Origin of the sequence: Microvirga lotononidis, from assembly GCF_034627025.1 — a bacterium.
GTDB lineage: Bacteria > Pseudomonadota > Alphaproteobacteria > Rhizobiales > Beijerinckiaceae > Microvirga > Microvirga lotononidis.
Genome location: NZ_CP141048.1, coordinates 3,439,999 through 3,459,829 on the forward strand (window position 1 = coordinate 3,439,999; position 19,831 = coordinate 3,459,829).

Here is a 19,831-nt window from a genome sequence, read left to right on the forward strand (position 1 = left end):
CCGATGCGTCCGACCTATTGGATTCTCGGCCTTGCCACGTTGAGCATCGTCATCGGGCTCTTCATGTCGCGCGATCCCGAACGCGCCGAGCGCCTCAATCAGATGTACCGGGACGCGGCCCTGACGGGCGAGACGCGCCAGATGGTGATCATGGGGCTCGCCGTCGCCATCGGAGCCTTCGTCGTCTACCTGACGATGACGCGGCGGTGACCGGACAGCCGGCGTCGACTGTCCCGTTTCGTTCACAACCCGTTCAACTGCCTTGGCCTTATCTGCATAAAGACCCGCAAGGGCGACAAAGGGGTGGATATTCCGTGTCTCGTCTGAAACGTGCTATCGTTTTTATCGGCCTTGCGCTGACGGCCGTCGCTGCACAGGCGGCCATTGCTTCGGCTCAGGACCGCCTTGCCCTCGTGGTCGGGCAGGGCGCCTATCGGGGCCGCGAGCTTCCGACCGTCGTCAACGATGCGGGCCTTATGGCCCAAACCCTGACCAGCGCCGGGTTCGAGGTGATCCAAGGGCGCGATCTCGGCGCCGGCGATCTGCGGAGCCTCGTGCGTGACTTCCTCGACAAGAGCCAGAACCTGGAGCCCGGTTCAACCGTGATGGTCTATCTGTCAGGCTATGGGGTCCAGCTCGAAGGCGAGAATTATCTGCTCCCGGTCGATGCCCGGATCGAGCGTGACGTGGACGTGCCGCTGGAAGGCTTCCGGCTGTCCGATCTCGTCCGCTCCCTCGAGCGGGGCCCTGCGCAGGTGCGGGTGATCGTCGCCGATATGGCGCGGGATTACCCGCTCGGGTCCGCAGGCGCTCCGGCGGCCAGTGGCCTTGCCCTGATGGAGCCGCCCGCCGGGTTCCTGATGGCCTTCTCCTCCGCTCCCAACATCGTCGCGGCCGATGGGAAGGGGCCTTACGGGGCCTATGCGACCGCCTTGGCGGAGATGATCCGCCAGCCCGGCATGCCCCTCGACGAGGTGTTCGCCCGCACGCGCCTCAGGACCCACGAGGCCACGAACGGCCTGCAGATTCCCTGGCATTCGGCCAATCTCGGAAACGGCGCCTTCGTCTTCTTCGAGCAGGCGGAGGCGGCGGCCGCGCCGCTGGTGCGCGAGGTGCGCCGGATCGAGGACGTCCCGGCCGAAGAGGCTTATGCCATCGCGGTGGAGCGCGATACGATCCAGGACTACCAGGCTTTTCTACGCCGCTATCCGGACCATCGCCTCGCCCGCCGCGTGACGGCGCTGCTGGCCGCCCGCCGCGAGGCCCTCGTCTGGCGCCGCACGCTCACCAGCAACACCCGCGAGGCCTATTGGACCTATCTCCGCCGCTATCCGAACGGCCCTCACGCGGCGGATTGCCAGCGCCGTCTGGTGCGCCTGTCCGCCCCCTATGCGCCGCCGGCCGGCTTCGAGGAGGTTGAATATGCGGACCTGCCGCCGCCGCTGCCCGAGGTGGAGCGGGTCGAAGTCGTCGAGGTCGTGACCATCATCCGCGACGTGCCGCCACCGCGCGCGCCGGTCTATCTCCTGCCGCCGCCCGACGAGGATGTGGAGTTCGTGACGATCATCCGCGAGCCGCCGCCGCCGCCGATCATGGCCGGCGTGCTGCCGATCCCGATGGCCATGCCGGTCCCGATGCGCGCCCGTCCGCCGCGCACGTTCTACCAGCCCATCGCACCGGTCACGCCACGCGGCCCGGTCGCCATCCCGGTGGCCGCTCCGCCGGTCTTCGGCGGCCTCATGGGCGACGAGCGCGGCCCCCGTCCGCGCCGCGGACTGCGCCCTCAGGAGGCGGTGGTCCCGCGCCAGCCCGGACTGGCCGCGCCGCTTCGGCCGCTGCCGGTTTCGGTCGAGCCGAGAGGTCCGCGCGAGGGCAGGAGCTCTCGCCCCGGTGAGCCGCCGCAGGTGAGCCCCGGACGCATTCCCGCGCGCCCGATCCCGCTGGCGACCATCCCTCAGGAGCGGCCTCGTCCGGGCCGCTCGGATATCGGAGAGCCGACCTTCCATTCGGAGCCGCCGCGCGGCGTTCGGCCCGTCGAGCGCAATGCCGATCCCCGGACGATCCGTCCGGCCCCAATGCGCGATGCGGCCCGCGTGAGAGAGCCGCATCTCGACAGGGAGGAGATCATGCCGCGGCAGGCCCGCCCGGAGAGACCGCGGATCGACATAGAGCGGGAGCGGCCCGGCCGGAACGAGGCCGGGCGCCCGGCGGTCGTGTTCCCGCAACCGGAGGTGCGCCGTCCGCGCCCGGACGTCGCCGTTCGCCCGCCGATGGAGCGTGAGCGGCCAGCCGCCTGGGACAGAATGGATCGCGAGCGTCCTTCGCCGCGTCCCGCTCCCCGGATGGAACGTCCGGAGGCACCCGCTTTCCAGCCCAGGCCCGTTCCGCGCATGGAGGCTCCCCGCGAGGAGCGCGCCTTCCGCGAACCGCCGCGCCCGGCGATGCAGCCGCCCCCCGGGCGTGGCTTCGAGAGGCCGGCGCAGCAGGTTCGCCCCGCGCCCGCACCATCCGGCAACCGCCAGGGCGGAGGCAATCCCGAGCGCTGCCGGCCCGGACGGCCCTGCGCCGAAGAGGTGCGCTGAAACGGAGAGCGCCGGAGCCTTTCGGCCCCGGCGCTTCGCTTTCGTTCAGTGATGGATCCGCGAAGGCTTACTTGTCGAGCCGCGCGATCAGGCTCGACGTGTCCCAGCGCCGGCCGCCCATCTTCTGCACGTCGGCGTAGAACTGATCGACCAGGGCCGTGACCGGCAGGCTGGCGCCGTTCTTGCGGGCCTCGTCCAGAACGATGGACAGGTCCTTGCGCATCCAATCGACGGCGAAGCCGAAATCGAACTTGCCCTGGTTCATGGTCTTGCCGCGATTCTCCATCTGCCAGGAGCCGGCGGCGCCCTTGGAGATCACGTCGAGCACCGCCTCGATGTCGAGGCCGGCCTTCTTGCCGAAATGGATGCCCTCGGCGAGGCCCTGCACGACGCCGGCGATGCAGATCTGGTTGATCATCTTGGTGAGCTGACCGGCGCCGGCTTCGCCCATCAGGCGGGAGGCGCGCGCAAAGCTCATGATCGCAGGTTCGGCTTTTGCGTAGGCATCCGCGTCGCCGCCGCACATGACCGTGAGGACACCGTTCTCCGCACCTGCCTGACCGCCCGACACGGGAGCATCGATGAAGGCGAAGCCCTTTTCCGCGGCGGCTGCATGAAGCTCGCGGGCCACTTCCGCCGAGGCGGTGGTGTGGTCGACGAAGATGCTGCCTTTGCCCATGCTTTGGAACGCGCCGTCGGGGCCGAGCGTCACCTGACGCAGGTCGTCGTCGTTGCCGACGCAGGCGAAGACGATCTCCTGACCCTCGGCCGCCTCGCGCGGCGTCGCGGCCGCACGGCCGCCGTTCTCGGACACCCATTTCTCGGCCTTGGCTGCCGTGCGGTTATAGACCGTCACCTCATGACCCTTCGCCTTGAGGTGACGTGCCATGGGGTAGCCCATCACGCCGAGCCCGAGGAATGCAACCTTCGCCATCGTCTGCTCCCTGAATGTCTCGCCGGTTCTAGCGCATCGTGCGCAAATGTGGACCTGATTTTTCCGGATCTTTCGACGCCGCGGGAATGACACCCACGATCTCATCACCGGCCTGGTGCCGGTGATCCCGATGGATTGAAGCGCCAAGCCTCACCTTATCGAGACGGCCGGCACAAGGCCGGCCATGACATGCGTGAACGCCTCTATTTGATGTCGAAGGGGAAATATTCGGTGCGGATCCGGTCATAGGTCCCGTCCGCCTTCACCTGCGCGATGGCGCGGTTGAACTGCCGACGGAGGCTCTCGTCCTCCTTGCGCAGGCCGATGCCATAGGATTCGCGCTTGTAGGCGGGCTCCGCGGGCGCATCGCCGAGGATGTGGCAGCAGGCTCCCTCGCGGCTCTTCAGGAATTTGGAAAGGAGCAGTTCATCGGCGAAGACCGCATCGATGCGCCCGACGAGAAGATCGAGATTGGCCTCCTCCGCCTTGGCGAAGAGGACGACCTGGGAATCCTTGTAGAAGGTTTTGAGATAGGTCTCGTGATCGGTGCGCTCGATGGTGCCGATCTTCTTGCCGGCCATCGCCGCAGGCGTGACGGGACCGGGCGCGGTCGCCTTGGGTCCGATGAACACCGCCGGGATGCGGTAGTACGGGTCCGAGAACGCGATCCGCTTCTGGCGCCGTTCCGTGATCTCCAGGGACGACATGATCGCATCGTATTCGCGGGTCAGGAGGCCTTTGATGATGCCGTCCCATTCATGCTGAACGAGTTCGCATTGGACCTTCATCACATCGCAGAGGCTTTTCAGGAGTTCGACCTCGAAACCCTGCAGCTCGTTGTTGGCGTCGATGAAATTGAAGGGCGGGTAAGCGCCCTCGATGGCGATGCGGATCGTCGGCTTCTGCGCGGGCGCCGCATCCTGCGCGAGGACCGGCGCCGATCCCAGGCCGATCAGGACCGATGCCAGGAGGGCCAGCCTTCGCGTGAACATGAGGATACTCGCACTCATTGCCTTGAGCCTAACCGCCTGTGACGCTCATGTGTCGGCTCAGCGCCGGGCGAGCGTGGCGCCGGTCGATGATGAAGTCGTGCCCCTTCGGCTTGCGGGCGATGGCATCGACGATGGCGCGCTCGAGCAGATCGTCGGACGTCGAGGCGCGCACCGGGCCTCGCAGATCGGCGGCATCTTCCTGGCCGAGGCACATGAAGAGCTGGCCCGTGCAGGTCAGCCGCACCCGGTTGCAGCTCTCGCAGAAATTGTGGGTCATCGGCGTGATGAAGCCGAGCCGTCCGCCGGTTTCCTTCACCCGCACGTAGCGCGCGGGGCCTCCCGTGCGGTCGGCGAGATCCTCCAGCGTGTATCGCTCGGCAAGGCGCGCGCGGACGAGGGACAGCGGCAGGAACTGATCGACGCGCTGCCCGTCGATCTCGCCGAGCGGCATTACCTCGATGAGCGTCAGGTCCATGCCGCGGCCATGCGTCCATTCGAGCAGGTGCACGATCTCGTCCTCGTTCACGCCCTTCAGCGCCACCGCGTTGATCTTGACCTTGAGGCCGGCGTTCTGCGCGGCGTCGAGACCTTGCAGCACCTTCGTCAGGTCGCCCCAGCGGGTGATGCGCCGGAACTTGTCGGCATCGAGGGTATCGATCGACACGTTGATCCGCTTCACCCCGCAGGCGGCGAGATCCTTGGCATGGCGGGCGAGTTGCGAGCCGTTGGTGGTGACGGTGAGCTCGTCCAGCGCGCCTGAATCCAGATGGCGCGACAGGGAGCCGAACAGGATCATGATGTCCCGCCGCACCAGAGGCTCGCCGCCGGTGATGCGCAGTTTTCGCACTCCCCGGTCGACGAAGGCCGTGCAGATGCGGTCGAGCTCTTCCAAGGTGAGAAGGTCGCGCTTGGGCAGGAAAGCCATGTCCTCGGACATGCAGTAGACGCAGCGGAAATCGCAGCGATCCGTCACCGATACCCGGAGGTAGGTGATCGCCCGGCCAAACGGGTCCAGAAGGGACCGGGCGGTATCGTCATTCTCGAGATGGGCCTGAAAGGCTCCCATGGCGGAGACGTCCTTGTTCGCGTGAACGCTTGCCTTCGATGTTATGATCAAGCAGTTAGCGTGAAATCGTGTTCCGGAAAAGGGGTTGAGGGCTATGACATCTGAACGCTGGCCGACGGAACTCCGCCTCGCCAAGGACAAGCGCAGCCTTCGCATCGTCTTCGACGACGGCGCGGCCTTCGACCTGCCGGCCGAGTACCTGAGGGTGACGAGCCCTTCCGCCGAGGTGCAGGGGCACAGCCCCGCCGAGCGCAAGACGGTGCCTGGCAAACGGGAGGTGCAGATCATCGGCGTGGAGCCGGTCGGCAACTACGCCGTCAAGCTCGTCTTCGACGACATGCACGACACCGGGATCTACGGCTGGGATTATCTCTACCGGCTCGGAGCCGAACGGGGGGAGAAGTGGCAGGCTTATCTCGATGAACTGGCCGCGAAGGGGTTGTCGCGGGTTCGAGCTCGCTGAGGGTTGCCGCAAACGAAAATGGCCGGGACGAGCCCGGCCATGATGCGCTTGTTCGGGGCTTTTAGCGAAGAACCACGACCTTCGCGCCGACCTTGGCGCGGTTGTAGAGGTCGGTGACGTCCTCGTTGGTCATGCGAATGCAGCCCGAGGACACGGCCTCGCCGATGGTTTCCGGCTCGTTCGAGCCGTGAATGCGGTAGATCGTGCTGCCGATATAGAGGGCGCGGGCGCCGAGCGGGTTGTCGGGCCCGCCCTTCATGTAGCGGGGCAGGTCGGGACGGCGCTTGAGCATGGCTGCCGGCGGGCGCCAATCCGGCCATTCGCGCTTCATGGTGACGGAATGGGAGCCCGACCAGGTGAAGCCCGGACGTCCGACGCCGACGCCGTACTGGATGGCCTGTCCGTTGCCGAGCACGAACCACAGACGGCGTTCGCTCGTCGACACGACGATGGTGCCGGGGGCGTAGCGGCCGTCGAATGAGACGACCTCGCGCGCGACCGGCGCGGCCTGGGCCTTCAGGGCATCTTCAGCGCTGTAGAGCGGCTGGCGGGTCAGAGGGTCGATTGCCGTAAATGCCGCAGCCGGCGTCGCGAGGGCGACGAAAGCGCAGGCGAGCCCGGTCAAGGCAGCGCGAGTGCGTCCCATTATTGCCTCAGATAAAACATGGTTGGTGGCAGGGTCTGTCCTTGCTCAACGCAACAGCCCCGCTTCGGATCCATGGCTTATCAAGGTTCTGCTATAAAATTCTAGTGCAAAAAAGCCTCATTCCCGCCACATCGTAACCAATTCGTTAAAGCGGCGCTGCCGCAATTCGCGAAACAAAATACTTCGGCCGGGACATGCTTCTTTGGCTTGACGCCGGGGGTTCTGCGCCTTTAGAAGGCCCTGGTCAGGGCGCGTAGCTCAGCGGGAGAGCATTCGCTTCACACGCGAAGGGTCACAGGTTCAATCCCTGTCGCGCCCACCATTCCTTCCTGATATCGAAGCTTCACTTTTTCGTGCGCGATCGGCGCGCGGCACGAACGCGTGTCGCGTCAGGCCGCCAGCGGCCTCATGACGGCCTGGACGGCGGCGAAGAGATCGTCGAAGTGATCGATCACCAGATCGGGACCCAGCTCCCGGACCGGCACCTCCGTATAACCGAACGGCACCGCGATCACTGGGATGCCGGCATTCTTCGCCGTCACGATATCCGTCCGGGAATCGCCGATCATGACCGCCCGGGACGGGCTCCCGCCCGCGCGTTCGATGGTCAGGGTCAGGTGTCGCGGATCGGGCTTGAAGTAGGGAAAGGTGTCCCGGCCGCAATTGGCCGCGAACCGCCGGCCGACACCGAGCTCGTCGAGCAGCTTGACCGAGTGTTCCTCGACCTTGTTGGTGCAGACCGCCAGGATGAACCCTGCCTCTTCCAGCCGGTCCAGTGCCGCGGCGACGCCCGGGTAGAGCTGAGTCCGGACGCAGATGTTCTCTCCGTAATGGACCATGAACTGACGGAACAGCTCGTCGAGATAGGCGGGGGCCAGCTCCTTGCCGGCGGCCTCGAACCCGCGTTCGATCAGGGCTCTGGCGCCCGCACCGATCATGTCCCGCGCCTTGGCGACCGGCAGGGGGGCGAGCCCCTCGCGGTCGAGAATCACATTGAGGGTCCCGACGAGATCGCCGGCCGTGTCTGCCAGGGTTCCATCGAGGTCGAAGACGGCGATGGGCGAGACGATGTGCGGGGTATCAATGGCCATGAAGGTCGGCTACCTGCTGCAGGCAAGGGAATCAAGCACTGGGATGATATGGTGCCTATGGTTGATTCGTTCTTACCGGATGGAGTGGTGAATGCGGCCCCTTGGTTCCGCGGCGTTGATTTCGGCAGTCCTGGCGCTGGGAGGCTTGTCGAGCCCCGCCCTGGCGGCGTCCTATGATTTCGTCCCTGCGCCTCAGACCGACCTGAACAGGATTTATAGGATCGATCGGATCACCGGCGAGGTGAGCTCCTGCCAGTATGGTCTACAGGAAGGCACCGTCGGGGTCACCCTCTGCTACAGCGCGGGCGAAGGCGCGGGAGCCCAGGCGCCGGGGGAATACGGCCTCGTCGCTTCCAGGCACGAGCGGGAAGGGGGCGTTTTCCGGGTGAATTATCGCACCGGCCAGATGAGTATCTGCTACGTTTTCGACGAACGCGTAGTCTGCACGCCCCAGACGACCCCGTCTCCCGCCGTCTCGTCGGCCGCTCCGACGGCCGCCACTCCGAGCGGCGGCTCAGGCACGGGGGCTTCGCCGCAGCGTCCCTGACCGGGCGCGCGAACCTCTCCGGCCGACCGCGGATGAAACGTTCTTTCTTTCAGCCGCTCCGACATGCTAGAGGCGAGCAGAACAGCTTTCTCGAGCCGGGGCGGACGCATTCTTAGAGGATTTCAGTGAGCGACAATCTCAAGCGCGCTGCGGCCGACAGGGCTGCTGAACTCGTGACCGACGGCATGAGGCTGGGCCTGGGCACCGGCTCGACCGCGGCGCATTTCGTGTCGGCCGTCGGCGAGCGGGTTCGGGCGGGCCTCAAGGTGGTGGGCGTTCCCACCTCCGAGGCCACCCGCGAGCAGGCGCAACGCGAGGGCATTCCCCTGTCGACCCTCGACGAAACTCCGGACCTGGACCTGACGGTCGACGGCGCCGACGAGATCGATGACGACCTGCGCCTCATCAAGGGCGGCGGCGGCGCTCTCCTGCGCGAGAAGATCGTGGCCTCCGCGAGCCAGCGGATGATCGTGATCGCTGACGGATCCAAGCTCGTCTCGAAGCTCGGCCGCTTTCCCCTGCCCATCGAGGTCGTGCCCTTCGGCCTCACGGCCACGGAGCGCGCCATCGTCAGGCTGCTGGACAGCCTCGGCATGAGCGGCGAACTGGTTCTGCGGCACGCTCCCGACGGGGCGGCCTACGTCACCGATGGGGGACATTTCATTCTCGATGCGCATCTCGAGCGCATCGAAAAGCCGAACGTGCTGGCCTCGACGCTGAACAACATCCCCGGCGTCGTCGAGCACGGTCTTTTCCTGGGTCTGGCCACCGGAGCGATCCTCGCAACGGGTGACGGGCTCGTCGAACTCGGTCAGCTCTGACCAGAAACCATGACGATTGGAGCCACTTCTATGATCCGCAACGCTTCCCGCCTGGCCGCGACCTCGGTCGCGTTGTTCATGCTCGCAAGTCCCGTTTTCGCCCAGCAGGCGCCGCAACCCACCGCCGGCCAGCTGGCCGCCGCCAACGAGGTCGCCGTCAGCTCCGGTCTGACCGGCGCCTTCGACGCCATGACCGATCCGCTGCTCAACCAGCTCCAGCAGATGAACGTGACCCGCCCGGAGATCCGCCAGGATCTGGACCAGGTGGTCGCTCTCATCCGCCCTGAGGTCGATCAGAAGAAGAAGGAAATGGTCGACGCCACGGCGAAGACGCTTGCGGCGCGGCTGAGCGAGGCGGAGCTGAAGGAGATTGCGGCGTTCTACAAGTCTGCGGCCGGCCAGAAATGGGTGCAGCTGCAGCCGGGCATTCTCGACGCCATCGTCCGCGACATGGCCATCTGGACCCAGCGGACCTCGGAGTTCATCATGGCGCGCGCCCGCGAGGAAATGGGCAAGCGCGGCCACCAGCTCAACTGACGCCGGCGGCCACGCCGAGCACAACAAGAAAGGCCCGGTTTGTCCGGGCCATTTTTGTTGGGTGTCGTTGCTTGAGGGTCAATCCTCGACGGCTTTGAAGCGGCCCATGCCTTTGAGGACGAAGGGCAGGATCAGGGCGATGACGGCGATGCCGAGGAGCGTGGCGGAGATCGGGCTCTGCAGCAGCACCATCGGATCGCCCAGGCTGATCGAGAGCGCCCGGCGCAGCTGGCTTTCCGCGATCGGGCCCAGGATCAGGCCGACCACCACCGGGGCGATCGGGAAGTCGAACCGGCGCATCAGGAAGCCGAGCACCCCGAACCCGGTCAGCATGATCAGCTCCACCGGCGACGGATTGGCCGCGATCGTGCCCATGGTGGCAAACACCAGGATGCCGGCATACAGCCACGGCTGCGGGATCGCCAGCAGCTTCACCCACAGCCCGACCAGCGGCAGGTTCAGCACCAGCAGCATGGTGTTGGCGATGAACAGGCTGGCGATCAGGCCCCACACCAGGGCCGGCTGCTCGGCAAACAGCAGCGGACCGGGATTGAGGCCGTATTGCTGGAAGCCGGCCAGCATCATCGCCGCCGTCGCCGAGGTCGGCAGGCCGAGCGTCAGCAGCGGCACGAGCGTGCCGGCCGCCGAGGCGTTGTTGGCCGCCTCCGGCCCGGCCACGCCCTCGATCGCGCCATGGCCGAAATCCTGCGGGTACTTGGTCAGCCGCTTCTCGGTCGCGTAGGACAGGAAGGTCGGGATCTCCGCGCCGCCGGCCGGCAGTGCGCCGATCGGGAAGCCGAACAGCGTGCCGCGCAGCCACGGCTTCCACGAGCGCTTCCAGTCCTCCTTGGTCATCCACAGCGAGCCGCGCACCGCCTCGAGCTTCTCCTCGTGGATGTGCCGGCGCGAGGCGACGTAGAGCGCCTCGCCGACCGCGAACAGGCCCACGGCCAGGGTCGTGACCTCGACGTTGTCGTAGAGCTCGGGAATGCCGAAGCTCAGGCGCGACTGGCCGGACAGGATGTCGATGCCCACCAGCCCGAGCAGCAGCCCGATGAACAGGCTGGTCAGGCCGCGCACCGGCGAGTCGCCGAAGGTGGCCGAGACGGTCACGAAGGCCACGCACATCAGGGCGAAGTAGTCCTCCGGCCCGAAGCTGACGGCAACCTCGACGAGATAGGGGGCCAGCAGCGTCAGCCCGAGGGTCGCGATGGTGCCGGCCACGAAGGAGCCGATGGCCGAGGTCGCCAGCGCCGGGCCGCCGCGGCCGGCCTTGGCCATCAGGTTGCCCTCGAGGGCGGTGGCCATCGAGGCGCTCTCGCCGGGCGTGTTGATCAGGATGGCGGTGGTCGAGCCGCCGTACATGCCGCCGTAATAGATGCCGGCGAACATGATGATCGAGCCGGCCGGATCGAGCTTGAAGGTGATCGGCAGCAGCAGCGCCACGGTGAGCGCCGGGCCGATGCCGGGCAGCACGCCGACGGCGGTGCCGAGCAGCACGCCGATGAGCGCGAACAGCAGGTTCATCGGCTGGATGGCGACGGCCAGGCCGCCGGCGAGGGAGGTGAAGGCTTCCATGGTCAGGGTCTCACAACAGGTGCTCGAGCGGCCCGGCCGGCAGGGACAGGGTCAGGAGCTTGCCGAACAGCAGGTAGATGAAGACCGCGATCACGGCGCCGATTAAAAGATCGGTCAGGAACGCCCGGCGGCCGAAGGCGGCCGAGGTGGTGGCGAACAGGATCGCGGTGCCGATCATGAAGCCGCCGCCGACGGCGACCAGGGCGATGAGGCAGGCGAGCCCGCCGAGGATGAGCAGGATCGGCTTCCAGTCGAGGCTGTCGCGCGCCGGCAGGTCGCCGCGCAGGGCGCCGATGCCGTTGCCGATGGCGAGCAAGGTCAGGCCGACCGCGACGACGATCGGCATGACCTTGGGCCCGAGATCGTAGGGCGACAGGATCTGCAGCTTCGTCATGTCCCACCAGACAAGACCGGCCAGGCCGAGAAGAACGAGCGCAATGACAAGGCCGGCCACGTCAGGACGCCGAGAGAGGGGTGTGGTCATAGGTGATCCCAAAAAAAGAGGCGCCGCGCTCCGAGAACGCGGCGCCTCCAACGGCCTTTATCTTGAAAATTAAGACTTCACCAGCCCCACCGCGGTGAGCACTTCCTTCGTGCGGACCTGCTCGTCGGCAAGGATCTTGGAGAAGGCGTCGCCGGACATGTAGGAATCCTCCCAGCCCTTGGCCTTCAGGAGTTCCTGCCATTCCTTGGACTTGGCCATCTTGTCCATGGCGTCCGTCAGGGCCTTCTTCTGGTCGGCCGAGATTCCGGGAGGAGCGACGACGGCGCGCCAGTTGGCGATTTCGAGGTCGACGCCCTGTGCCTTGATGGAGGGCTGCTCGGCGGTTGCCTTATCGGCCGGCGACGTCAGGCCGAGGAGACGCAGCTTGCCCGCCTTCACTTGGCTTTCGAATTCGCCGTAGCCGGAGATGCCGGCCGTCACCTTGCCGCCGAGGATGGCCGCCAGGGCCTCGCCGCCGCCGGAGAAGGGGATGTAGTTGATCTTGGTCGGGTCGGCACCGGCCGCCTTGGCGAAGAGGGCCGCCGCGATGTGATCGACGCCGCCGGCCGAGCCGCCGGCCCAAGTCACCTTGGCCGGGTCGGCCTTGATGGCATCGGCGAGTTCCTTGACGGACTTGATCGGCGAGCTGGCCGGGACCACGATCGCCTCGTATTCCGAGGTCAGGCGGGCGATGGGCGTCGTCTGGTCGAGGGTGACCGGCGACTTGTTGGTGAGGAGGGCGCCCACCATCACGTAGCCCATGACCATGAGCTGGTTGCCGTCGCCCTTCGAATTGTTCACGAGCTGGGCGATGCCGATGGAGCCGCCGGCGCCCGGCACGTTGGCGACCTGTACGCTCTTGGCGATGCCGGCCTGGGTCAGGGCCTGCTGCATGGAGCGGGCCGTCTGATCCCAGCCGCCGCCGGGTGCTGCCGGAGCCATGATCTTGAGCTCCATCTGAGCTGCCGCCGATGTCACGAATCCTGCCACGGCCGCCGCAGCCAGAGCGCTGCGCCAAAGACCTTTACGAAAATGGCTCATTAGTTTTCTCCGATTGGTCACCGACCTTCAGTCGGCACATCCGCGGCAGACCCTAATGAGGGAACAGGGGGGCGGCAAGCGGCTTGCTCCTTTATCCATGTTGAACCTTAGCGTAAGAGCTTCTCGATTCAGGGGAACAGCCATGCACCCGAAGCGGGACTGGCGGGCGACGTTGCCGAAGACCGTCACTATATGAATGAATCCAAGTTGCAGAATTGAGCGGAGACCGCACCATGTCCTCATTCGACGTTGACCTGTTCGTGATCGGAGGAGGATCCGGCGGCGTGCGCGCGGCGCGGATCGCCGCGGGCTACGGCGCGAGGGTCATGCTGGCGGAGGAATACCGGGTCGGCGGAACCTGCGTCATCCGAGGCTGCGTGCCGAAGAAGCTGATGGTCTATGCCAGCCGCTTCGCCGACGATTTCCACGATGCGGAGGGCTTCGGCTGGAGCGTCGGTGGGACGCGCTTCGATTGGGCGACCCTGATCCGCAACAAGGACAAGGAGATCGACCGGCTCGAGGGAATCTATCGTGCCAATCTCGAACGGGCCGGCGTCGAGGTCGTGGACAGCCGCGCCGTGATCGAGGACGCGCATACGGTCCATCTGCTCAAGACCGGTGAGCGCGTCCGTGCCCGCTACATCCTGGTGGCCGTCGGGGCGCATCCGACCCTGGAGCCTGTGATCCCCGGCGGGGAGCTCGGCATCACGTCCAACGAGGTCTTCCATCTCGACGCCTTGCCCAAACGGATCCTGGTGGTCGGCGGCGGCTACATCGCGGTCGAGTTCGCCGGGGTCTTCGCCGGTCTCGGCAGCGAGGTCACCCTCCTGCACCGGGGCGACAAGCTCCTGCGCGGCTTCGACGAGGATGTCCGCGACGCGCTCGGCGAGGCCTATGCCCAGCGCGGGATCAAGCTGGCCCTGAGCACGACCCTCACGAGCCTCGAGAAGACCGCCGACGGCATCGCCGCGACCCTGTCGGACGGTTCCACGATCACGGTCGATCAGGTTCTGGTCGCGACGGGACGGCGGCCGAACACGAAAGGACTCGGGCTGGAGACGGCCGGTATCACCGTCGACGAGGTCGGGGCCATTCCGGTGGACGGCTATTCCCAGACCCTCGTTCCGTCGATCTATGCGGTCGGCGACGTGACCAACCGGGCGAACCTCACACCGATCGCCATCCGGGAGGGGCACGCCTTCGCCGACACGGTGTTCGGGGACAAGCCCACCATCGTCGACCACGACCTGATCCCCACGGCCGTCTTCTCGACGCCGGAAATCGGCGTGATCGGCTGCGGCGAGGACGCGGCCCGGGCAGTCTACGGCGATGTGGACGTCTACAAGACCGCCTTCCGGCCGATGAAGGCCACGCTCTCGGGCGGCAAGGACCGGGTCTTCATGAAGCTCATCGTCGACAAGGCGACCGACAAGGTCGTGGGCGTCCATATCATGGGCCACGACGCGGGCGAGATGATCCAGCTCGCCGGCATCGCCGTGACCATGGGAGCCACCAAGGCCGATTTCGACCGCACCGTGGCGGTTCACCCAACGGCAGCCGAGGAGTTGGTCACCATGCGCACGCCTGTGGTGGTGAAGAAGCCGGTGGCAGTGGGGTGATCGAATCGTCGCAGCAGCGCAGTGCTCCTCGGCACTCGCCTTTTTGAATATGTCGTGTATAGGTGCCGTTTCGTGCCGCTTATTGCGGTGAACGATGAAGAATTCGAGAAAGGACACGGGGGTTAGTGTCATGACCGAGCGGTGGACGCCCGACAGCTGGAGAAACAAGCCGATCCAGCAGGTTCCGGCCTATCCGGACCTTGAGGCGCTTGAGAGCGTCGAGCAGCAGCTCGCCGGCTTTCCCCCGCTCGTATTTGCGGGCGAGGCGCGCAAGCTGAAGCGGACGCTCGGCAAGGTCGCCAAGGGCGAGGCCTTCCTACTCCAGGGCGGCGACTGCGCCGAGAGCTTCGCCGAGCATTCGGCCGACAACATCCGCGACTTCTTCCGCCTGTTCCTCCAGATGGCCGTGGTGCTGACCTATGCGGGCGGCTCGCCCGTGGTGAAGGTCGGCCGGGCCGCGGGCCAGTTCGCCAAGCCGCGCTCGGCTCCGACGGAGACCATCGACGGGGTGGAGCTGCCGAGCTACCGGGGCGACATCATCAGCGACATCGCCTTCACGCCGGAGGCCCGTACGCCGGATCCGCGCCGCCAGCTCATGGCCTATCGCCAATCGGCCGCGACCCTGAACCTGATCCGCGCCTTCGCGACCGGCGGCTACGCCAATCTCGAGAACGCCCATCGCTGGATGCTCGGCTTCGTGAAGGATTCGCCGCAATCCTCCCGCTACAGCGAGCTTGCGGAGCGCATCACCGAGAGCCTGAACTTCATGCGGGCCATCGGGATCGATCCCGAGACCCATCCCGAGATGCGTTCGACGGATTTCTACACCAGCCACGAGGCCCTGCTGCTCGGCTACGAGGAGGCCATGACCCGCGTCGATTCCACGACCGGCGACTGGTACGCCACCTCCGGCCACATGCTCTGGATCGGCGACCGCACCCGCCAGCTCGACCATGCCCACGTGGAATACATGCGCGGCATCAGGAATCCGATCGGTCTCAAATGCGGCCCGTCGCTCTCGGCCGATGGGCTGCTGAAGCTCATCGACGCGCTCAACCCGGAAGACGAGGCCGGCCGCCTGACGCTGATCTGCCGCTTCGGCGCCGACAAGGTGGGCGACCACCTGCCGGGCCTGATCCGCGCGGTGCAGCGGGAAGGGCGCACGGTCGTGTGGTCCTGCGATCCGATGCACGGCAACACCATCAAGGCGGCCTCGGGCTACAAGACCCGGCCGTTCGAGCGGGTCATGGGCGAGGTGCAGGACTTCTTCGCCATCCATCAGGCGGAAGGCACCCATGCGGGCGGCATTCACCTGGAGATGACCGGCAAGAACGTGACGGAATGCACGGGCGGCGCCCGCGCGCTCACCGATGCGGACCTGCGCGATCGCTACCACACCTATTGCGACCCGCGCCTCAATGCCGAACAGGCTCTCGAGATCGCTTTCCTGACTTCGGAGCTCATCAAGCGGGAGCGCCAGTCAAGGGAACGACCGGCCGCCCTCGCGGCGGAGTGAAAGACTGGGCAGATTAAGTAAATAAAAGGGGCGCTTGCGGCGCCCCTTTTATTTTACGCATACGCAACTCTACTTGTGTTTCGGCTTAGTGAAGCCAGCCGAAGAAGAAAAGAAGAAGAATGATCGGCAGCGGAATGCCGATGAGCCAGAGAAGGCCGCCTTTGAGCATGTCAGTCTCCCAATGTTTCGTGTGGAAATAACGAACTGGACTGTTGCGGGTTCCCACAAAGCTTGGGCTCTGCATAAGTTGTCGATGGAGCCGACTTCCGCCTCATCGGGAGAGGTGCGAGGACACACGAACGATGCGGCCGGCGAGCGTTCGGGAGTTCAGGGGAAAGCCTCACCCTCGGATTGCTGACGACCGTGCCGCGCGCTAGATCCTCGCTATGGTTCAGAACACTCTCAAGATCGCTCTCGCGCAGCTCAACCCCATCGTCGGCGATGTGGCCGGAAACGAGGAGAAGGCGCGCTTGGCGCGCGCGGAGGCGGTCCGGCTCGGGGCCGATCTCGTGATGTTCGCCGAGCAGTTCCTCGCGGGCTATCCCGCCGAGGACCTCGTGCTCAAGCCCGCCTTTCAGGATTCCTGCCGCGCCGCCCTCGAACGGCTCGCCCGCGAGACGGCAGATGGCGGTCCCGGCATGCTCATCGGCCTGCCGTGGCGGGAAGGGGACGAACTCTACAACGCCTATGCGCTCCTCGACGGCGGCTCGATCTCGGTGCGCTTCAAGGTCGACCTGCCCAATTACGGCGTCTTCGACGAGAAACGCAACTTCGCCGCCGGGCCTCTGCCCGGACCCGTGAACTTCCGCGGCATCCGCCTGGGGATTCCGATCTGCGAGGACATCTGGACCGGCGACGTGGTGGAGTGCCTCGCCGAGACGGGCGCCGAGATGCTCCTCGTGCCGAACGGCTCCCCCTATTGGCGCGGCAAGACCGAGGAGCGCTTCAACATCGCGGCCGCCCGCGTGACCGAGAGCGGGCTTCCGCTGGTCTATCTCAATCAGGTCGGCGGCCAGGACGAGCTGGTCTTCGACGGCGCGTCCTTCGTGCTCAATGCGGATTCCTCGCTCGCCTGCCAGCTGCCGGCCAACGAGGAGATCGTGGCGCTCACCACCTGGACGAAGGGCGAGGAGGGCTGGGCCTGCCGCGAGGCGCCCGTCGTCACCGTGGAGGAGGGCGAGGAGGCCGATTACGCCGCCTGCGTCCTGGGGCTTCGCGACTACGTGGAGAAGAACCGCTTCCCGGGCGTTGTGCTGGGCCTGTCCGGCGGCATCGATTCCGCCATCTGCGCCGCCATGGCGGTGGACGCGCTCGGGCCCGAGCGGGTGCATTGCGTGATGCTTCCCTATCGCTACACCTCTGGCGAGTCGTTGAAGGATGCGGAAGCCTGCGCGCAGATGCTGGGTGTCCGCTACGACATCCTGCCGATCGCCGCTCCGGTCGAAGGATTCGAGGCCGCCCTGGAGCCGATCTTCGCCGGCCGGGAGCGCGACATCACGGAGGAGAACCTCCAGAGCCGCGCCCGGGGCACCATCCTCATGGCGATCTCGAACAAGTTCGGTGCCATGGTGGTAACGACCGGCAACAAGTCGGAAATGTCGGTGGGCTACGCCACGATCTATGGCGACATGAACGGCGGCTTCAATCCGATCAAGGACCTCTACAAGATGGAGGTCTACCGCCTCGCGGCGCTGCGCAATCGCTGGAAGCCCAAGGGGGCGCTCGGACCGGACGGGATCGTCATCCCCGAGAACATCCTGACGAAGGCGCCCACGGCCGAACTGCGCGAGGGCCAGAAGGACCAGGATTCGCTGCCGCCCTATGAGGATCTCGACGAGATCCTGCGCGGCCTCGTGGAAGAGGAGCTGCGCGTCTCCGACATCGTGGCGAAGGGCTACGATCCTGAGGTCGTGAAGAAGGTGGAGCGGCTGCTTTACGTCGCCGAATACAAGCGGCGCCAGGCGGCGCCCGGCGTGAAGGTGACGCGCAGGAATTTCGGCCGCGACCGCCGCTATCCCATCGTCAATCGCTACCGCGACCAGGGACTGGCGGCGCACCGGAAGGACGAAGCCCTGGAGCGCGCCATCGGCAAGCCGCGCATGGGTTCGATGGATATGTGAGGATTACTCCACGTCATCACTGGCCTTGTGCCGGCCATGACGTGAGGGTGAAAATCCTCGACAACGGCAGGCGGGGAAGCCCGCCGAAAATCCCGACACCCCTTGCGCGGCTCTGTTCCCTTCGCCATAGCATCTGCATGTCCAAGCCCATCGTTCGCTTCGCCCCGTCACCGACCGGGCACATCCATATCGGCAACACCCGCGTCGCCCTGCTCAACGCGCTCTATGCGCGGCGCGAGGGCGGCACCTTCATCCTGCGCTTCGACGATACGGACGTGGCGCGGTCGAAGCAGGAATACGCGGACTCGATTCAAACCGATCTGAACTGGCTCGGCATTCCGCCCGATATCGTCGTCCGCCAGTCGGATCGTTTCGATCTCTATGACGCCGCCGCCGAGCGGCTGAAGGCGGTCGGGCGCCTCTATCCCTGCTACGAGACGCAGGAAGAGCTGGAGTTCCGCCGCAAGCGCCAGCTCGCCCGTGGCCTGCCGCCGATCTACGACCGGGCCGCCCTCAAGCTGACCGAAGAGGATCGCGCGAGGCTCGAACAGGAGGGGCGCAGGCCCCACTGGCGCTTCCGCCTCGAGCCCACCACCGTCGTCTGGGACGATCTGGTGCGCGGTCCTTGCCATGTGGATTGCAGCTCCCTGTCCGATCCGGTGCTGGTGCGCGGGGACGGGACCTATCTCTACACGCTGCCCTCCGTAGTGGACGACATCGAGCTCAAGATCACCCATGTGATCCGCGGCGAGGATCACGTCACCAACACGGCGGTGCAGATCCAGATCTTCGAGGCTTTGGGCGCCGCCGCCCCCACCTTCGCCCATCACAGCCTTCTGATCACGGCAAGCGGGGAGGGGTTGTCCAAGCGTCTCGGCCATCTTTCGATCAAGGGCCTGCGCGATGCCGGCCTCGAGCCACAGGCGGTCGCTTCGCTTGCCGTTCTCGTCGGTTCGGCCGAGGCCGTGCGGCCGGTGGCCGATCTCGGCGAACTTGCCAAGCTCATCGATTTCTCCCACATCTCCCGCGCACCCGCGAAGTTCGACGAGAGCGAACTCGACCATCTCAACGCCCGCCTGATCCACGAGATGCCCTATGAGGCGGTCCGCGAGCGCCTGGCCGGACTCGACGCCGATGCCGGCGAAGCGTTCTGGCTCGCCGTGCGCGGCAACCTGCCGAAGGTCCGCGATGCGGCCGACTGGGCCAAGGTAGTGCGCGGCCCGGTGACCCCCGCCATCGAAGACATGGCTTTCATCCAGGCGGCCACGGCCGCCCTGCCGGAGGCTCCCTGGGACACGACGACCTGGAAGGCCTGGACCGAGGCCGTGAAGGCGGCCACCGGGGTAAAGGGCAAGGCCCTGTTCATGCCCCTGCGCCTCGCGCTCACCGGGCTCGACCATGGCCCGGAGCTGGGTGCGCTTCTGCCGCTGATCGGGCCGGAGCGGGCCAGGGCGCGGCTGTCGGGGCAGGTGGCTTGAGCGCCCCACGCCCTGGCCGGCACTGAAATCCACCACGTCATGGCCGGCCTTGTGCCGGCCATGACGGGTGAGGGTGTGAGCGCGTGATGTTATGTTCTCACTTTGTTCTTGACAGGGGGATGAGCCTTGGCTATATCGTTGCACAGCCTGATCCGACGAGGGGCGCGCTTCGCGAGGCGTCGCACGGTGTGGGAGCAGGCACGGTCCTGTCCGCCGGTCACGCAGCCGGCGGCAGGAGGCCCTTGGCAGCCCTGTGCTGGTCCAAGTCGAAACGCCTAAAAGAACCGTGCGCGAGGAGCCGTCGGGTTCTTCCTTT

Annotated in this window: 18 protein-coding genes and 1 tRNA gene; 11 read left to right on the forward strand and 8 right to left on the reverse strand. The window is 66.3% G+C overall.

Annotated elements, in window-relative coordinates; translation table 11 throughout:
• Positions 1-3: 3 nt before the first annotated feature.
• Both U0023_RS16290 and U0023_RS16295 read left to right on the forward strand, forming a co-directional pair.
• Positions 4-210 carry a hypothetical protein gene (locus U0023_RS16290; protein WP_009493895.1) on the forward strand — a complete coding sequence of 69 codons (207 nt, stop codon included), beginning with the start codon at positions 4-6 and terminating at the stop codon, positions 208-210.
• Positions 211-314: 104 nt separating this feature from the next.
• Positions 315-2,582, forward strand: a complete 2,268-nt coding sequence (locus tag U0023_RS16295; RefSeq protein WP_009493894.1) for a caspase family protein — start codon at positions 315-317, stop codon at positions 2,580-2,582.
• A 67-nt stretch (positions 2,583-2,649) separates the two neighbouring features.
• On the opposite strand, the gene U0023_RS16300 is transcribed toward U0023_RS16295, so the two are convergent.
• The 3 genes from U0023_RS16300 to moaA form a co-directional block, all read right to left on the reverse strand.
• Positions 2,650-3,621 (reverse strand): NAD(P)-dependent oxidoreductase, encoded by a 972-nt coding sequence (locus U0023_RS16300; RefSeq protein ID WP_280943879.1) that lies wholly within the window; start codon positions 3,619-3,621, stop codon positions 2,650-2,652.
• 98 nt (positions 3,622-3,719) lie between these two features.
• Positions 3,720-4,508, reverse strand: a complete 789-nt coding sequence (locus tag U0023_RS16305) for a transporter substrate-binding domain-containing protein (RefSeq protein WP_052600684.1) — start codon at positions 4,506-4,508, stop codon at positions 3,720-3,722.
• Positions 4,509-4,536: 28 nt separating this feature from the next.
• A complete protein-coding gene (gene moaA, locus U0023_RS16310) occupies positions 4,537-5,574 on the reverse strand; it encodes a GTP 3',8-cyclase MoaA (protein ID WP_009493891.1) in 1,038 nt (345 codons plus the stop codon).
• Positions 5,575-5,668: 94 nt separating this feature from the next.
• Here moaA and U0023_RS16315 point away from each other — a divergent pair, with 94 nt between their 5' ends.
• Positions 5,669-6,037, forward strand: a complete 369-nt coding sequence (locus U0023_RS16315) for a gamma-butyrobetaine hydroxylase-like domain-containing protein (RefSeq protein ID WP_009493890.1) — start codon at positions 5,669-5,671, stop codon at positions 6,035-6,037.
• A gap of 61 nt (positions 6,038-6,098) precedes the next feature.
• On the opposite strand, the gene U0023_RS16320 is transcribed toward U0023_RS16315, so the two are convergent.
• Positions 6,099-6,683: a L,D-transpeptidase gene (locus U0023_RS16320; protein ID WP_009493889.1), complete on the reverse strand. Its 585-nt coding sequence runs from the start codon at positions 6,681-6,683 to the stop codon at positions 6,099-6,101.
• A gap of 247 nt (positions 6,684-6,930) precedes the next feature.
• Here U0023_RS16320 and U0023_RS16325 point away from each other — a divergent pair.
• A tRNA-Val gene (locus U0023_RS16325) sits at positions 6,931-7,005 on the forward strand.
• Positions 7,006-7,072: 67 nt separating this feature from the next.
• On the opposite strand, the gene U0023_RS16330 is transcribed toward U0023_RS16325, so the two are convergent.
• A complete protein-coding gene (locus U0023_RS16330; RefSeq protein WP_009493888.1) occupies positions 7,073-7,774 on the reverse strand; it encodes an HAD family hydrolase in 702 nt (233 codons plus the stop codon).
• A 91-nt stretch (positions 7,775-7,865) separates the two neighbouring features.
• Between U0023_RS16330 and U0023_RS16335 the strand changes: the two genes are divergently transcribed.
• The 3 genes from U0023_RS16335 (at position 7,866) to U0023_RS16345 (ending at position 9,679) form a co-directional block, all read left to right on the forward strand.
• Positions 7,866-8,321, forward strand: a complete 456-nt coding sequence (locus U0023_RS16335) for a hypothetical protein (protein ID WP_009493887.1) — start codon at positions 7,866-7,868, stop codon at positions 8,319-8,321.
• A 125-nt stretch (positions 8,322-8,446) separates the two neighbouring features.
• Positions 8,447-9,142 (forward strand): ribose-5-phosphate isomerase RpiA, encoded by a 696-nt coding sequence (gene rpiA, locus U0023_RS16340; protein ID WP_009493886.1) that lies wholly within the window; start codon positions 8,447-8,449, stop codon positions 9,140-9,142.
• Between the two features lie 30 nt (positions 9,143-9,172).
• Positions 9,173-9,679 carry a DUF2059 domain-containing protein gene (locus U0023_RS16345; RefSeq protein WP_009493885.1) on the forward strand — a complete coding sequence of 169 codons (507 nt, stop codon included), beginning with the start codon at positions 9,173-9,175 and terminating at the stop codon, positions 9,677-9,679.
• A gap of 78 nt (positions 9,680-9,757) precedes the next feature.
• Here U0023_RS16345 and U0023_RS16350 read toward each other — a convergent pair whose 3' ends face one another.
• The 3 genes from U0023_RS16350 to U0023_RS16360 all read right to left on the reverse strand — a co-directional run bounded on the left by U0023_RS16350 (position 9,758) and on the right by U0023_RS16360 (position 12,782).
• Entirely contained in the window at positions 9,758-11,257 is a 1,500-nt protein-coding gene (locus U0023_RS16350; RefSeq protein WP_009493884.1) for a tripartite tricarboxylate transporter permease, read from the reverse strand.
• 10 nt (positions 11,258-11,267) lie between these two features.
• Positions 11,268-11,741: a tripartite tricarboxylate transporter TctB family protein gene (locus U0023_RS16355; RefSeq protein ID WP_009490858.1), complete on the reverse strand. Its 474-nt coding sequence runs from the start codon at positions 11,739-11,741 to the stop codon at positions 11,268-11,270.
• Between the two features lie 69 nt (positions 11,742-11,810).
• Positions 11,811-12,782: a Bug family tripartite tricarboxylate transporter substrate binding protein gene (locus tag U0023_RS16360; protein ID WP_009490857.1), complete on the reverse strand. Its 972-nt coding sequence runs from the start codon at positions 12,780-12,782 to the stop codon at positions 11,811-11,813.
• A gap of 233 nt (positions 12,783-13,015) precedes the next feature.
• On the opposite strand from U0023_RS16360, the gene gor reads away from it, so the two are divergent.
• The 4 genes from gor (at position 13,016) to gltX (ending at position 19,515) form a co-directional block, all read left to right on the forward strand.
• Positions 13,016-14,401, forward strand: coding sequence for a glutathione-disulfide reductase (gor, locus tag U0023_RS16365; RefSeq protein WP_009490856.1), 1,386 nt, complete (start codon positions 13,016-13,018; stop codon positions 14,399-14,401).
• A gap of 130 nt (positions 14,402-14,531) precedes the next feature.
• Entirely contained in the window at positions 14,532-15,917 is a 1,386-nt protein-coding gene (locus U0023_RS16370; protein ID WP_009490855.1) for a class II 3-deoxy-7-phosphoheptulonate synthase, read from the forward strand.
• Between the two features lie 386 nt (positions 15,918-16,303).
• Positions 16,304-18,037, forward strand: coding sequence for an NAD+ synthase (locus U0023_RS16375; protein WP_322883752.1), 1,734 nt, complete (start codon positions 16,304-16,306; stop codon positions 18,035-18,037).
• A gap of 137 nt (positions 18,038-18,174) precedes the next feature.
• On the forward strand, positions 18,175-19,515 hold the full coding sequence (gene gltX / locus U0023_RS16380) for a glutamate--tRNA ligase (protein ID WP_009490853.1): 1,341 nt from the start codon (positions 18,175-18,177) through the stop codon (positions 19,513-19,515).
• Positions 19,516-19,831: the final 316 nt, after the last annotated feature.

Coding starts and splice junctions, on each gene's coding strand:
- U0023_RS16290 (WP_009493895.1), top strand. CDS start 4: ATGCGTCCGACCTATTGGATTCTCGGCCTTGCCACGTTGAGCATCGTC.
- gltX (WP_009490853.1), top strand. CDS start 18,175: ATGTCCAAGCCCATCGTTCGCTTCGCCCCGTCACCGACCGGGCACATC.
- U0023_RS16335 (WP_009493887.1), top strand. CDS start 7,866: ATGCGGCCCCTTGGTTCCGCGGCGTTGATTTCGGCAGTCCTGGCGCTG.
- U0023_RS16305 (WP_052600684.1), bottom strand. CDS start 4,508: ATGTTCACGCGAAGGCTGGCCCTCCTGGCATCGGTCCTGATCGGCCTG.
- U0023_RS16300 (WP_280943879.1), bottom strand. CDS start 3,621: ATGAGATCGTGGGTGTCATTCCCGCGGCGTCGAAAGATCCGGAAAAAT.
- U0023_RS16345 (WP_009493885.1), top strand. CDS start 9,173: ATGATCCGCAACGCTTCCCGCCTGGCCGCGACCTCGGTCGCGTTGTTC.
- moaA (WP_009493891.1), bottom strand. CDS start 5,574: ATGGGAGCCTTTCAGGCCCATCTCGAGAATGACGATACCGCCCGGTCC.
- U0023_RS16350 (WP_009493884.1), bottom strand. CDS start 11,257: ATGGAAGCCTTCACCTCCCTCGCCGGCGGCCTGGCCGTCGCCATCCAG.
- U0023_RS16375 (WP_322883752.1), top strand. CDS start 16,304: ATGGTTCAGAACACTCTCAAGATCGCTCTCGCGCAGCTCAACCCCATC.
- U0023_RS16315 (WP_009493890.1), top strand. CDS start 5,669: ATGACATCTGAACGCTGGCCGACGGAACTCCGCCTCGCCAAGGACAAG.
- U0023_RS16370 (WP_009490855.1), top strand. CDS start 14,532: ATGACCGAGCGGTGGACGCCCGACAGCTGGAGAAACAAGCCGATCCAG.
- U0023_RS16355 (WP_009490858.1), bottom strand. CDS start 11,741: ATGACCACACCCCTCTCTCGGCGTCCTGACGTGGCCGGCCTTGTCATT.
- gor (WP_009490856.1), top strand. CDS start 13,016: ATGTCCTCATTCGACGTTGACCTGTTCGTGATCGGAGGAGGATCCGGC.
- U0023_RS16360 (WP_009490857.1), bottom strand. CDS start 12,782: ATGAGCCATTTTCGTAAAGGTCTTTGGCGCAGCGCTCTGGCTGCGGCG.
- U0023_RS16330 (WP_009493888.1), bottom strand. CDS start 7,774: ATGGCCATTGATACCCCGCACATCGTCTCGCCCATCGCCGTCTTCGAC.
- U0023_RS16320 (WP_009493889.1), bottom strand. CDS start 6,683: ATGGGACGCACTCGCGCTGCCTTGACCGGGCTCGCCTGCGCTTTCGTC.